The sequence below is a fragment of the Streptomyces sp. NPDC002577 genome, from assembly GCF_053594815.1.
Window position 1 is genome coordinate 1 of the sequence record NZ_JBSFWK010000005.1, and the last position, 14,236, is coordinate 14,236.

Annotated in this window: 10 protein-coding genes and 1 pseudogene; 4 read left to right on the forward strand and 7 right to left on the reverse strand. The window is 70.0% G+C overall.

The annotated features are described in order from the left end of the window. Positions 1-366: 366 nt before the first annotated feature. Complete coding sequence (mmsA, locus tag ACWD4J_RS09385; protein ID WP_451394967.1) at positions 367-1,869, reverse strand: CoA-acylating methylmalonate-semialdehyde dehydrogenase; 1,503 nt, start codon at positions 1,867-1,869, stop codon at positions 367-369. Positions 1,870-2,473: 604 nt separating this feature from the next. Here mmsA and ACWD4J_RS09390 point away from each other — a divergent pair. Together ACWD4J_RS09390 and ACWD4J_RS09395 are read left to right on the forward strand one after the other, a co-directional pair. Then, positions 2,474-3,445, forward strand: coding sequence for a helix-turn-helix domain-containing protein (locus ACWD4J_RS09390; protein WP_451394732.1), 972 nt, complete (start codon positions 2,474-2,476; stop codon positions 3,443-3,445). Positions 3,446-3,907: 462 nt separating this feature from the next. Further along, complete coding sequence (locus ACWD4J_RS09395; RefSeq protein WP_067280795.1) at positions 3,908-4,108, forward strand: helix-turn-helix transcriptional regulator; 201 nt, start codon at positions 3,908-3,910, stop codon at positions 4,106-4,108. Positions 4,109-4,112: 4 nt separating this feature from the next. Here the strand turns inward: ACWD4J_RS09395 and ACWD4J_RS09400 are convergent, their stop codons facing one another. The 3 genes from ACWD4J_RS09400 to recD2 all read right to left on the reverse strand — a co-directional run bounded on the left by ACWD4J_RS09400 (position 4,113) and on the right by recD2 (position 9,816). Then, complete coding sequence (locus ACWD4J_RS09400; protein WP_451394733.1) at positions 4,113-5,156, reverse strand: zinc-dependent alcohol dehydrogenase family protein; 1,044 nt, start codon at positions 5,154-5,156, stop codon at positions 4,113-4,115. A gap of 801 nt (positions 5,157-5,957) precedes the next feature. Further along, positions 5,958-7,247: a citrate synthase gene (locus ACWD4J_RS09405; protein WP_451394734.1), complete on the reverse strand. Its 1,290-nt coding sequence runs from the start codon at positions 7,245-7,247 to the stop codon at positions 5,958-5,960. Between the two features lie 367 nt (positions 7,248-7,614). Next, a complete protein-coding gene (gene recD2, locus ACWD4J_RS09410) occupies positions 7,615-9,816 on the reverse strand; it encodes an SF1B family DNA helicase RecD2 (RefSeq protein ID WP_451394968.1) in 2,202 nt (733 codons plus the stop codon). 179 nt (positions 9,817-9,995) lie between these two features. On the opposite strand from recD2, the pseudogene ACWD4J_RS09415 reads away from it, so the two are divergent. After that, positions 9,996-10,145 (forward strand): annotated as a pseudogene (locus tag ACWD4J_RS09415) (LacI family transcriptional regulator); the annotation flags it as partial. Between the two features lie 315 nt (positions 10,146-10,460). Continuing rightward, complete coding sequence (locus ACWD4J_RS09420; RefSeq protein WP_451394735.1) at positions 10,461-10,973, forward strand: DinB family protein; 513 nt, start codon at positions 10,461-10,463, stop codon at positions 10,971-10,973. Positions 10,974-11,062: 89 nt separating this feature from the next. Here the strand turns inward: ACWD4J_RS09420 and ACWD4J_RS09425 are convergent, their stop codons facing one another. The 3 genes from ACWD4J_RS09425 to ACWD4J_RS09435 are packed head-to-tail and all read right to left on the reverse strand — an operon-like array spanning position 11,063 to position 14,213. Next, positions 11,063-11,857: a sugar phosphate isomerase/epimerase family protein gene (locus ACWD4J_RS09425; RefSeq protein WP_451394969.1), complete on the reverse strand. Its 795-nt coding sequence runs from the start codon at positions 11,855-11,857 to the stop codon at positions 11,063-11,065. Between the two features lie 41 nt (positions 11,858-11,898). Further along, positions 11,899-13,059: a dihydrodipicolinate synthase family protein gene (locus ACWD4J_RS09430; RefSeq protein ID WP_451394736.1), complete on the reverse strand. Its 1,161-nt coding sequence runs from the start codon at positions 13,057-13,059 to the stop codon at positions 11,899-11,901. Next, a complete protein-coding gene (locus ACWD4J_RS09435; protein ID WP_451394737.1) occupies positions 13,056-14,213 on the reverse strand; it encodes a Gfo/Idh/MocA family protein in 1,158 nt (385 codons plus the stop codon). The genes ACWD4J_RS09430 and ACWD4J_RS09435 overlap by 4 nt, the downstream gene beginning before the upstream one ends. Positions 14,214-14,236 lie beyond the last annotated feature (23 nt).

Here is a 14,236-nt window from a genome sequence, read left to right on the forward strand (position 1 = left end):
ACAAGCGGCAGAACCTTGAAAGCCACACCCGACGCCCCTGGGCGGACCAACCATACGAAGGGCTCGCCCGGTCCCGGAGAAGAACGTAGGGAACCCTTGCGGAAACCGAAGCGTCAACGGTCGTTTGTCTTCGGATTCCGCAGGTGATCGTGGGTTTCCGAGGCCCGCGCGCTTACGGCGGGGCAGCTGCCCGCGCGTGAGTTGCCATGGCGGAAGCGGCTCTTCGCCTGCGGTGTCCGATCGGCCGAGTCCGTACGGGAACCGTAGCCATGACCGCAAAAAAATTTGTGCGGACGTCCGGAATACGGACGTCCGCACGGGGCCGACGGCAGCCGATCAGACGGTCGATCAGTGACAGACAGCCGATCAGTGGTTGCGCGGGAACCCGAGGTCCACGCCCGCCGGGGCCTCGGACGGGTCCGGCCAGCGGGTCGTGACGACCTTGCCGCGGGTGTAGAAGTGCGTGCCGTCGTTGCCGTAGATGTGGTGGTCGCCGAAGAGCGAGTCCTTCCAGCCACCGAAGGAGTGGTAGCCGACGGGCACCGGGATCGGCACGTTGACGCCGACCATCCCCGCCTCGATCTCCAGCTGGAAGCGGCGGGCCGCGCCGCCGTCCCGGGTGAAGATCGCGGTGCCGTTGCCGAACGGCGAGGCGTTGATGAGCGCGACGCCCTCCTCGTACGTGTCGACGCGCAGCACGCACAGCACCGGGCCGAAGATCTCGTCCTTGTAGGCGTCGGCGTCGGTGGGCACCTTGTCGAGCAGGGACAGGCCGATCCAGTGGCCGTTCTCGAAGCCGGGAACGGTGTAGCCGGTGCCGTCGAGCACCACCTCGGCGCCCTGGTCGGCGGCGCCCTTCACATACGAGGCGACCTTGTCGCGGTGCGCGGCCGTGATGAGCGGGCCCATCTCGGACTCCGGGTCGTCGCCCGGGCCGATCTTGATCTTCTCGGCCCGCTCCTTGATCTTCGCGACGAGCTCGTCACCGGTCGAACCGACCGCGACGACCGTGGAGATGGCCATGCAGCGCTCGCCCGCGGAGCCGTACGCGGCCGAGACGGCGGCGTCCGCGGCGGCGTCCAGGTCGGCGTCGGGCAGCACCAGCATGTGGTTCTTGGCGCCGCCGAGGGCCTGTACGCGCTTGCCGTTCGCGGAGGCCGTGGTGTGGATGTAGCGGGCGATCGGCGTGGACCCGACGAACGACACGGCCGCAACGTCCGGGTGTTCGAGCAGCCGGTCCACGGCCACCTTGTCGCCGTGCACGACGTTGAACACGCCGTCCGGCAGCCCGGCCTCCGCGAGTAGCTCGGCGACCTTCATGGACGCCGACGGGTCCTTCTCGCTCGGCTTCAGCACGAACGTGTTGCCGCATGCGATGGCCATCGGAAACATCCACATCGGCACCATGGCCGGGAAGTTGAACGGCGTGATGCCGGCGACGACGCCCAGCGGCTGCCGGATCGCGGCCACATCGACCCGGTTGGACACCTGGGTGGACAGCTCGCCCTTCAGCTGCGTGGTGATGCCGCAGGCCAGCTCGACGATCTCGAGGCCGCGGGCCACCTCGCCGAGCGCGTCGGAGTGGACCTTGCCGTGCTCGGCGGTGATCAGCTCGGCGATCGCGTCGCGGTTGGCGTCCAGCAGCGCCCGGAACTTGAACAGGATCGCGGTGCGCTGCGCGAGCGACGACGTGCCCCAGGTCGCGTAGGCCGCCTTGGCCGCGGCGACCGCGGCGTCCACCTCGTCGACGGTCGCGAAGGCGACCTGTGTGGTGACGGCACCGGTCGCGGGGTCGGTGACCGGGCCGTACGTGCCCGACGCGCCCTCGACGGTCTTCCCGCCGATCCAGTGGTTGACGGTCTTCGTCATGACAAGATCCCTACCTTCACGGACGGCGGCGTCGGTCCTGACGTCCTGGTCGTCGTACTCCTCGTGGGCCTCGGTGACCGACGTGCGGGTTCCGGCCTCGGCCACGCCTTCATCCCACCACGCGGGAGCGGGCAGCGCGCCGGACACTGTGTCTGCCATTTCGGGGTCGGCGTAGACACATGGAGCGCCCGGCGGCGGGGCTTTCGTGCAGCTCCGAACGGAACCTCCGGCGCGGGGGCGTGACGGGCGGGGAGTCGGCGCTCGCGCTTCGCTCCTGCCAGGGCGAAGCGGCCTCCCGCACCGGAGGCGATCGATGCCGGACGTGGAGCACGTGGGGGCCAAGGTCGTCGACCTCTGCTCAACACGTCTGCCACGCCTGGCAGTTCAAGCATCCGACACTCTGCATGCACCGTACATACGCCTCTCAAGGGGAGCGTTGAGGGCGTCGGAGCGGCGGCGGCGTCGGCCGGCTCTTTCGGGGGTTCGGGGACGGGGACGTATCTCGAAGTCCGGGTTTAGTCGCATCCATGCGCCCTGTCAATGCATTGTCCTGACATCCTTACCGTCTTGACACTTTTCTCCGGCGGCCGGAAAGCTGACCGGCATGACGACGGGGAGGGGGCCGGCGGCGGCGCCACGGCCGGTCAGCCGTGCCACCAGTACCTGGGAAGCCGCATGGGCACTGCCCCACCCGCGGCTGCGGCCGGGCGTGATCAGCTACCGCGGCTTCCGGTTCAACCTCGATCATCCACGGCGCCGGCTGGAGACGCCGATCGGCGCGGTCACCCTGATGCTCGGCTTCGAGGAGCCCGTACGGATCTCCACCGCGGGGCGCCCCGCCGTCTCCCTCGTCTCGGTCTGCGCGGGTCTCGGCACGATGCCGGCGGTCGGCGAGCACGAGGGGCGGCTGTCAGGTGTCTCGGTTCTGCTCGCGCCCTGGGCCGCTTTCTCGCTCTTCGGCGTCGCACAGCACGAGCTGGCCAATCAGTGCGTCGACCCGGACGACCTCGGCAGACCGCGAGGGCTCGCCGGCTGGGGCAGCATCGCCGAACTCGTCTCCGCACTGGCCGGGCTCGGCACCTGGAGCGCCCGGTTCGCCCTGCTGGACGAGGTCCTGGCCCGCTGCGCGGATGCCGCGACCCCGTGTTCGCCCCGGATCGTCGGCGCCTGGAACGCGCTCGTCCGCACCGGTGGCGCCATCCCCGTCAGCCGCCTCGCCCGCGAGGTCGGCTGGAGCGTACGCCAGTTGGAGAACCGCTTCCGGGAGCAGATCGGCCTCGGCCCCAAGGCGGCCGCCCGGGTGCTGCGGCTGCAGCGCGCCCGGCGGATGCTCGTGGCCGGGCACAGCCAGGCCGAGACGGCGGCGGCCTGCGGGTTCTACGACCAGGCGCATCTCAGCGGCGAGTTCAGGGTTATGACCGGCTGCACACCTGCCGAGTTCACCGCGGCCCGCAACCGACCAGGACCGCACCGGTCGGGACCGCCCCGCACCGACCGGATGACCGGCGAGGCCACGAGTCTGGTGCTGTCACCGGAGCGGAGTGCGCTTTTCTCCAAGACCGGCAGGCTGCGCTGACGGCATGCTGGGGCTTTCCAGCTCTCTGACCGGGGGGAACAGAGGGCAGCGGGGAGGTGTGGACCGGAACCGGCGCAGCGGGGCCGGTCCACTACGCATGCCCGGCCGCCGTGAAGACCCCGGCAGCCCAGCCGTCAATCGCCGCCTGTCGCGTCTCACGTGCGTTCCGCATCGCACGTGCTTGTGCGTCTCCGGTCCGCTTCTGCGTCGCCGGTCTCCTTGTGCGTCGTCGGTCTCCTTGTGCGTCGTCGGTCCCCTTCTGCGTCGCCCGCGTAACGAATGCCTCACTTCTGTCACACATGTCCGGTGTTCACAGGGCTTGTGTCACATGCGATCCACAGCTGTTCTCCTGTGATCACTCACTGTCGTTCACCAGACACAGCTGAGTGATCGCCAGCGTCGCGTCCAGCTCCCCGACCGCCAGCTCGGCTGCTGCTGCGACGCTCGCAGGGAGGTGCACTGATGACCGACCGAAGGCTCTGGTCGTACAAGGAGATCGCCGCGCACATCAAGGTGCAGCCGGACACCGTCCGGTCCTACCGCAAGCACGGGCTGCTGCCACCGCCCGACCATGTCGAGAGCGGCAAACCCTTCTGGTACGCGGACACCGTGCGTGCCTGGGTGGCCTCGCGACCCGGCAACCGGCACCGCAGAACCGATTGATCTGCTACCGCTGCGGTTCCACGACCGTAACCCCCGCGCCTGGCGTCGCGCCCATCGCCGCCAGGGCCGGCGGGGCCTCCGACAGCGGGATCGTGGAGGTGACGAGGAGGTCCGGGCGCACCGCGCCCGCGCGCACCAGCTCCAGCATGGGGGCGTACGCATGGGCGGGCATGCCGTGGCTGCCGAGGATCTCCAGCTCCAGGGCGATGACGCGGGACATCGGCACGACCGGGTCGCCGGCCGCGGACGGCAGCAGACCGACCTGGATGTGCCGGCCGCGGCGCCGCAGACCACCCACGGAGGCCGCGCAGGTCGCCGGCGACCCGAGGGCGTCCAGCGACACATGGGCGCCGCCGCCGGTCAGCTCGCGTACCGCCTCGGCGACGTCACCGGCCGCCGAGGCGTCGACGCACTCCACGGCTCCGAACTTCCGCGCGAGATCGAGCGCCTGGGGAGATATGTCGACGGCCACGACCCGTGCGCCGGAGGCGGCCGCGATCATCACGGCCGACAGGCCCACTCCGCCGCAGCCGTGCACGGCGACCCACTGGCCCGGCGCCACCCTGCCCTGGGCGACAACGGCGCGGAACGCCGTGGCGAACCGGCAGCCCAGCGCGGCGGCCGTCACGAACGACATCTCCTCCGGCACCGCGACCAGGTTGACGTCGGCATGCTCCAGCGCCACGTACTCCGCGAAGGAGCCCCAGTGGGTGAAGCCGGGCTGGGTCTGCCGCTCGCACACCTGCTGGTCGCCCTCCGCACAGGCGGCGCAGCTGCCGCAGGCACAGACGAACGGCACGGTGACGCGGTCACCGGGCCGCCAGCGGGACACCCGGTCGCCCACCGCCTCGACGACGCCGGCGAGTTCGTGGCCGGGCACATGGGGCAGCGTGATGTCCGGATCGTGCCCCATCCAGCCGTGCCAGTCGCTGCGGCACAGCCCGGTGGCCTCGACCCGGACGACCACCCCGTGGGACGAGGGCACCGGGTCCGCCACGTCCCGCACCTCGGCCGGCTCGCCGTACCGCTCGAACACCGCTGCCCGCATCGTCCCGCCAGTCCTTCCGTCCGGTCCGGCGCCCGGCCCACCGCCCCCGCCGTGCCGCGGGTGCGCCGTCGCGCGCTCACCGCCCGCACGCTAGCGCCGGGCGGCGGGCCTGTCTGCCCGGGTCCGCTCGCAGCGCCGGTTCGGTGGCTTTCGTCCGCCTTCGCCGCACCGGCGGGCTGCGTCCCGGCCGCTCCCGGTAAGAACTCGCTGTGAACCCGTCGGTAAGGTCTCATGAGGTCTTCACAGAGCCCCTCCAACATCCTTACCCTTGGGTCTGGATTGCCGTATCGATGCTCTTGCGCAGGCAGAAGAGATATGCAAGAGATGCAGATCACAGCGGTTCGGACGTAACCATCGAAGGGGCTCGCGAGTCTAAGAAGGCGATGCCAGGGACGTCTTGGGGGGCGTTTCTGACATTGGGGGGACGTCTTGGGGGACGTCCCCGGATGGAGGTACCCCATGGCACGGAAGCCATGGGGAGCGTTGGCCGGGGCACGTGCACCGGGGAGCTTTGAGCGGCCCTCCCGTGCGTACGCGTCCCGGCGGACCGCAACAGGTATCGACGGGTTCCCTGAAGCCTGACAGGGCCGACGACACCTGACGCAGCTGGCGCTGCCCCTACAGACGCCCGGCCGGATCCCGTGGGGGGAATCCGCACCGGGACACAGGAAAGCGCCCCGACTACCGGCCCGTGGGGGGACTGGTAGCGGGGCGCTTTCCCTCTACTTTTTGAGCTCGGTTCGCCTCCGGGGCGGCAAAGCCGGTTTCGAGAAGCCGACCGTGCTCAGACCGAGTGACGCCTCAGCGCTCCTCGACCGGGACGAAGTCGCGCAGGACCTCGCCCGTGTAGATCTGGCGCGGGCGGCCGATGCGGGAACCCGGCTCCTTGATCATCTCGTGCCACTGGGCGATCCAGCCGGGGAGGCGGCCGAGCGCGAAGAGCACGGTGAACATCTCGGTCGGGAAGCCCATGGCCCGGTAGATCAGACCGGTGTAGAAGTCCACGTTCGGGTAGAGGTTGCGCGCGACGAAGTACTCGTCGGAGAGCGCGTGCTCCTCCAGCTTGAGCGCGATGTCGAGCAGCTCGTCGGACTTGCCGAGGGCCGAGAGGACATCGTGCGCCGCCGACTTGATGATCTTGGCGCGCGGGTCGAAGGACTTGTACACCCGGTGGCCGAAGCCCATCAGGCGGACGCCGTCCTCCTTGTTCTTCACCTTGCGGATGAAGGAGTCGACATCGCCACCGTTGGCCTGGATGCCCTCGAGCATCTCCAGCACCGACTGGTTGGCGCCACCGTGCAGCGGGCCCCACAGGGCGGAGATGCCGGCGGAGATCGAGGCGAACATGTTCGCCTGCGAGGAGCCGACCAGGCGGACGGTGGAGGTCGAGCAGTTCTGCTCGTGGTCCGCGTGCAGGATCAGCAGCTTGTCGAGCGCCGAGACCACGACCGGGTCGAGCTCGTACTCCTGGGCGGGGACCGAGAAGGTCATGCGCAGGAAGTTCTCGACGTAGCCGAGGTCGTTGCGCGGGTAGACGAAGGGGTGGCCGATCGACTTCTTGTACGCGTACGCCGCGATCGTCGGAAGCTTGGCGAGCAGCCGGATCGTGGAGAGGTTGCGCTGCTTCTCGTCGAACGGGTTGTGGCTGTCCTGGTAGAACGTCGACAGCGCGCTGACCACGGACGACAGCATGGCCATCGGGTGGGCGTCGCGCGGGAAGCCGCGGTAGAAGTTCTTGACGTCCTCGTGCAGCAGGGTGTGCTGCGTGATGTCGTTCTTGAAGCTGGCGAGCTCGTCGACGTTCGGAAGCTCACCGTTGATCAGCAGGTAGGCCACCTCCAGGAAGGTGGAACGCTCGGCCAGCTGCTCGATCGGGTAGCCGCGATAGCGGAGGATGCCCTGCTCGCCGTCGAGATAGGTGATCGCGGATTTATACGCGGCGGTGTTGCCGTAACCGCTGTCCAGGGTCACCAGACCGGTCTGGGCGCGGAGCTTCCCGATGTCGAAGCCCTTGTCGCCGACGGTGCTGTCGACCACCGGGTAGGTGTACTCGCCGTCGCCGTACCGCAGTACTACAGAGTTGTCGCTCACGTCTTCCCTCACCGACGTAGTGCCTCATCTTCGAGGTGCCCTGACTGTCTCTACCATCCCCCATTTGGCTCAGGAGAGTGCACTCGGGGTCGACCGTTGGGGCTGTCGGCGGCACTGAGTGCCGCCAACCTGCTCATCCTGCCCCCTTCGCCCTGCTTCTGGAAGTGCTGTGTGACCTTTGCGACTCGTTTGATCGATCAAAATTCTGTAGGCCTTTCGTTCCGCGGGCGTCGGGCTGGTCGGAACGGGTGCTTTGGGATGAAGAGTCTCAGCGGAATCTCCGCAGAAACGTATCCCCTCTACTCCCTTACCCCGGGGAGCCAGGATCCGCTTGTCGGGTATCGGCCCCGCCCGGCGCAGCGGGCGCTCAGCGGCCCGAGAGACGGAAGTCCAGGGCCGTGCAGCGCCTGCCGGCCGACACCGTGCGCACCGCCTGACCGAGCGCCCGGCGCGAACCGACCAGCACGACCAGCTTCTTCGCGCGCGTCACCGCGGTGTAGAGCAGGTTCCGCTGCAGCATCATCCACGCGCCCGTGGTGACCGGGACGACCACCGCCGGATACTCGCTGCCCTGGGACCGGTGGATGGTCACCGCGTACGCATGCGCCAGCTCGTCGAGCTCGTCGAACTCGTACGGAACCTCCTCGTCCTCGTCCGTCAGCACCGTCAGGCGCTGGTCGTCCAGGTTGAGCGAGGTGACCACGCCGACCGTGCCGTTGAAGACGCCGTTGCGCCCCTTCTCGTAATTGTTGCGAATCTGGGTCACCTTGTCGCCGACGCGGAAGACCCGGCCGCCGAAGCGCTTCTCCGGCAGGTCGGGGCGGGCCGGGGTGATCGCCTGCTGGAGCAGGCCGTTGAGATTCCCGGCTCCCGCGGGGCCGCGGTGCATGGGGGCCAGGACCTGGACGTCGCGGCGCGGGTCCAGGCCGAAGGTCGCGGGGATGCGCCGGGCCGCCACGTCCACCGTGAGGCGGCCCGCGGCCTCCGTGTCGTCCTCGACGAAGAGGAAGAAGTCCTTCAGCCCCTGAGTAATGGGCGGGGTGCCCGAATTGATGCGGTGGGCGTTGGTGACCACGCCCGACTGCTGGGCCTGGCGGAAGATACGGGTCAGACGGACCGCCGGGACGGGGCTGCCGCCGCTGAGCAGATCGCGCAGCACCTCGCCCGCGCCGACGCTGGGCAGCTGGTCGACGTCGCCGACGAAGAGCAGATGGGCGCCCGGCGGCACGGCCTTGGCCAGCTTGTTGGCGAGCAGCAGATCGAGCATCGACGCCTCGTCGACCACGACCAGGTCCGCGTCCAGGGGGCGGTCCCGGTCGTACGCCGCGTCTCCGCCGGGCTTGAGCTCGAGCAGCCGGTGCACTGTGGACGCCTCGGCGCCGGTGAGCTCGGCCAGCCGCTTGGCGGCGCGGCCGGTGGGCGCGGCGAGGAGGACCTTGGCGCGCTTGGCACGGGCCAGTTCGACGATCGAGCGGACCGTGAAGGACTTGCCGCAGCCGGGGCCGCCCGTGAGGACCGCGACCTTGCGGGTCAGGGCGAGCCGCACGGCGGCCTCCTGCTCGGGGGCCAGCTCCGCGCCCGTACGGTCCGCGAGCCAGGACAGGGCCTTGTCCCAGGCCACGTCCTGGAAGACGGGCAGGCGGTCGTCGCCCGTGTTCAGCAGCCGCAGGAGCTGGGCGGAGAGGGAGACCTCCGCACGGTGGAAGGGGACGAGGTAGACGGCGGTGACCGTCTCGCCGCCGCCGTCCGGCGCCGGGATCTGCTCCCGTACGACACCTTCCTCGTCGGCCGCGAGCTCGGCCAGGCAGTCGATCACCAGGCCCGTGTCCACCTGGAGCAGCTTCACCGCGTCCGCGATGAGCCGCTCCTCGGGCAGATAGCAGTGGCCCTGGTCCGTGGACTGCGACAGCGCGTACTGCAGGCCGGCCTTGACGCGCTCCGGGCTGTCGTGCGGGATGCCGACGGACTGCGCGATCCGGTCGGCCGTGAGGAAGCCGATGCCCCAGACGTCGGCCGCCAGGCGGTAGGGCTGGTTCTTGACGACCGAGATCGACGCGTCGCCGTACTTCTTGTAGATCCGCACGGCGATGGAGGTGGACACCTGGACGGTCTGGAGGAAGAGCATGACCTCCTTGATCGCCTTCTGCTCCTCCCAGGCGTCCGCGATCTTCTTGGTCCGCTTGGGGCCGAGGCCCGGCACCTCGATCAGGCGCTTCGGCTCCTCCTCGATGATCTTCAGCGTGTCCAGCCCGAAATGCTGCGTGATCCGGTCGGCGAAGACCGGTCCGATGCCCTTGACCAGCCCGGATCCCAGATAGCGGCGGATTCCCTGGACGGTCGCGGGCAGCACCGTCGTGTAGTTCTCCACGGTGAACTGGCGTCCGTACTGAGGGTGGGAGCCCCAGCGGCCCTCCATCCGCAGCGACTCCCCCACCTGCGCGCCGAGCAGCGCCCCGACGACCGTGAGGAGGTCGCCGCCGCCGCGACCGGTGTCGACCCTTGCGACCGTGTAGCCGTTCTCCTCGTTGGCGTACGTGATCCGCTCGAGGACCCCCTCGAGCACCGCCATGCGCCGCGGCTCGCCCTCCGCACCGCCGCCTGCGGCCACTGCACCGCCGCCTGCCCCTCGACTCGCCATGATCCGACGGTATCGCCGCGGAGTGACAACGGGATCCCCCGCCTGCGCCGCAGCCAGCGGCAGCGGCAGCGGCGTCAACGGCCGGGCTCCATCTACTTCTGCAGAGTGAATCTGATCAACTCCTCGCGCTGCCCGAGCCGCCCGACGTTGTCTTCGCCGCCGACAACCTGATGGCGCTCGGCGCTCTGGACGCGATCCGCGCGTTCCCCAGGACGTCGGGACTGGCCGCATTCGACGACATCCCGTGGGTGGTCCGCACCGGCGAGGCGCGGCCGTACGCGAACGTGCTGCTGCGCTGCGGCTTCTTCTTCTGAACCGCCGCCGGGGTGCCGGAGCCCCCGGGAACCTCTCGAGGGGGCCTGATCCGTCGATCAGACCCCCTCGGTTCCCCTCCCCGAACCAGAACTTCCCAGATCCCCCCAGATCCCCCACCGGAAGCCCTGACGACAAGTACGACCCGCGACCGCGGCGAAGGGTTGCACGGGTCCGCAAGAAAATTCCGTCCTCCCTCCGGGCCGGACTCGGCGGAAAAATCCACTGCGCCGGGGGACGGAGCCTCGGTAGCGTCGGCGCCCATGTCGCCTTCCCATGAGCGTCCGCCCTTCACCGCGGACGAACGGACAGCCCTCGTCGGCTGGCTGGACCTGCAGCGTTCCATCGTGCGGTGGAAGTGCCAGGGCCTGTCGCACGAGGACGCGCACCGGGCCGTCCTCCCGTCGTCGCCGCTGATGACGATGGCCGGCGTCATCTCCCATCTGCGATGGACCGAACAGACCTGGTTCGAGGTGCTGTTCCTCGGCGGCCCCGACGACGGGCCCCAGTTCCTGGAGGACCCGGAGGACGCCGACATGCGCGTCGAAGGTGTCCCCCTCGACCAGCTCCTGAAGGAGTACGAGCAGCAGTGCGCCGTCTCCAACAAGATCATCGCGGCCCACTCCCTGGACGATGTGGGCCGCCATCCCGACTACCGTTCGGCCGCCGCCAACCTGCGGTGGATGGTCATCCACATGATCGAGGAGACGGCCCGGCACGCCGGCCACCTGGACGTCATCCGCGAGCTGCTCGACGGCGAGAGGGGTTACTACTGACGTAACCGGCTACAACTCACGTAACCGGCTACTACTCACATAGGCGTGATCTCTGGCGGGGCCGCCGCACACGGAGGCGGCCCCGTCCGTCACGCGTGCTGCACGAAGCGTTCCGCGGTCTCCGCCAGCACCTCGCGGCCGTCCCGCGCCCACAGCCCGTCGTTGAAGAGCTCGACCTCGATCGAACCGGTGTACCCGGCGGCCTCGACGTAGCCCCGCCACTCGCGCATGTCGATCGCGCCGTCGCCGATCTGGCCGCGGCCGTTGAGGACGCCCTCCGGCAGCGGAGTCGTCCAGTCGGCGAGCTGGAAGGTGTGGATCCGGCCCGCGGCCCCTGCCCGCGCGATCTGCGCGGGCGCCTGGTCGTCCCACCAGATGTGGTACGTGTCGACGGTGACGCCGACCTGCTCGGCGGGGAAGCGTTCGGCGATGTCGAGCGCCTGGGCGAGCGTGGAGACCACGCAGCGGTCGGACGCGAACATCGGGTGCAGCGGCTCGATCGCGAGGCGGACCCCGCGCTCAGCGGCGTACGGGCCGAGCACGGCGAGCGCGTCCGCGATGCGCTCGCGCGCCCCGTGCAGGTCCTTGCTGCCGTCGGGGAGCCCGCCCGAGACCAGGACCAGCGTGTCCGTGCCCAGGGTGGCGGCCTCGTCGATCGCCGCGTGGTTGTCGCCCAGCGCCTCCGCCCGCTCGACCGGGTCGATCGCGGTGAGGAACCCGCCCCGGCACAGGGTGGTGACGGTGAGGCCCGCGTCGCGTACGAGCTTGGCGGCGGCCTCCACGCCGTACTTCTGCACCGGTTCGCGCCACAGGCCGACGCCCGGCACGCCGAGGTCGACGCAGGCCGAGACCAGCTCGGGCAGCGTGAGCTGCTTGACCGTCATCTGGTTGATGCTGAAGCGGCTGAGGTCCCTCAGCGGTTCGGTCACTGCTGGACTCCGTACACGTTGAGCAGGGACTTCATACGGGCCTCGGCAAGCGCCGGGTCCGGGAACAGGCCGAGGGTGTCGGCCAGTTCGTAGGCCCGGGCGAAGTGCGGCAGGGAGCGGGCCGACTGGAGGCCGCCGACCATGGTGAAGTGCTCCTGGTGCCCGGCCAGCCAGGCCAGGAAGACCACACCGGTCTTGTAGAAGCGGGTGGGCGCCTGGAAGATGTGGCGGGACAGCTCGACCGTGGGGTCGAGGAGTTCCCGGAAGCCCTTCGCGTCGCCCGTGTCCAGGACCCGTACGGCCTCGGCCGCGAGCGGGCCGAGCGGGTCGAAGATGCCGAGGAGGGCGTGGCTGAAGCCTTTCTCGTCGCCCGCGATCAGCTCGGGGTAGTTGAAGTCGTCGCCGGTGTAGCAGCGGACGCCCTTCGGGAGGCGGCGGCGCACGCCGATCTCGCGGCCCGCGTCCAGGAGGGACATCTTGATGCCGTCGACCTTGTCCGGGTGCGCGGCGATGACCTCGATGAAGGTGTCGGTGGCCGCGTCCAGGTCGGACGAGCCCCAGTAGCCCTCGAGCGCCGGGTCGAACATCGGGCCGAGCCAGTGCAGGACGACGGGCTCCGCGGACTGGCGCAGCAGCCGCCCGTAGACCTCCAGGTAGTCCTCGGGGCCCTTGGCGACGGCGGCGAGGGCGCGCGAGGCCATGAGGATCGGCTGGACGCCGGCCTCCTCGACGACCGCCAGCTGCTCCTCGTACGCAGCCACGACCTCGTCGAGCGAGGTGGCGGGCGCGGTGAGCTGGTCGGTGCCGACGCCGGCCGCGATCCGGCCGCCGACGGCCTTCGCCTCGGCGGCGGACCGCTTGATCAGTTCGGCGGCCCCGGCCCAGTCCAGGCCCATGCCGCGCTGGGCGGTGTCCATGGCCTCGGCGACGCCCAGGCCGTGCGACCACAGATGGCGGCGGAAGGCGAGGGTCGCGTCCCAGTCGACGGCCGCCGGGGAGTCGGGGGACACGTCCGCGAACGGGTCGGCGACCACGTGGGCGGCGGAGAAGACCGTGCGGGAGGCGAGCGGGGCGCCGCCGGGGGTGAACACGGAGGGTTCGGTGCGCGGTTCGTGGGCGCGCAGGGCGCCGGTCGCGTCGGGCAGGCGGATGGTCACAGCGCGACCTCCGGAACCTCGAGGCGGGTGCCCTCGGCCGCGGACTTCAGGCCGAGCTCGGCGAGCTGGACGCCGCGGGCGCCGGCGAGCAGGTCCCAGTGGTAGGGCGCGTCGGCGTAGACGTGCTTGAGGAACAGCTCCCACTGGGCCTTGAAGCCGTTGTCGAACTCGGCGTTGTCGGGGACCTCCTGCCACTGGTCGCGGAAGACCTCGGTGGCCGGGATGTCCGGGTTCCACACCGGCTTGGGCGTGGCGCTGCGGTGCTGGGCGCGGCACTTGCGCAGGCCCGCGACCGCGGAGCCCTCGGTGCCGTCGACCTGGAACTCGACGAGCTCGTCGCGGTTGACGCGGACCGCCCAGGAGGAGTTGATCTGCGCGATCGCGCCGCCCTCGAGCTCGAAGATGCCGTAAGCGGCGTCGTCGGCCGTGGCGTCGTAGGGCTTGCCCTGCTCGTCCCAGCGCTGCGGGATGTGCGTAGCGGTGAGGGCCTGGACGGACTTCACGCGGCCGAACAGCTCGTGCAGCACGTACTCCCAGTGCGGGAACATGTCGACGACGATGCCGCCGCCGTCCTCCGCGCGGTAGTTCCAGGACGGGCGCTGGGCCTCCTGCCAGTCGCCCTCGAAGACCCAGTAGCCGAACTCGCCGCGGATGGAGAGGATCCGGCCGAAGAAGCCGCCGTCGATGAGCCGCTTCAGCTTGAGCAGGCCCGGCAGGAACAGCTTGTCCTGGACGACGCCGTGCTTGATGCCGGCCGCCTCCGCCAGGCGCGCCAGCTCCAGGGCACCGTCGAGGCCGGTGGCGGTGGGCTTCTCGGTGTAGATGTGCTTGCCGGCGGCGATCGCCTTCTTGATCGCCTCCTCGCGGGCCGAGGTGACCTGGGCGTCGAAGTAGATGTCGATCGTCTCGTCGGCGAGGACCGCGTCGAGGTCGGTGGAGATGTTCTCCGGCTCCAGGCCGTGCTGCTCGGCAAGCGCCTTCAGCGCGTGCTCGCGGCGGCCGACGAGGACCGGCTCGGGCCACAGCACGGTGCCGTCGCCGAGGTCGAGGCCGCCCTGCTCGCGTATGGCGATGATCGAGCGGACCAGGTGCTGGCGATGGCCCATGCGTCCCGTCACGCCGTTCATGGCGATGCGCACCGTCTTGCGTGTCACGAGTTTCCCCTCCGTACGGCCCC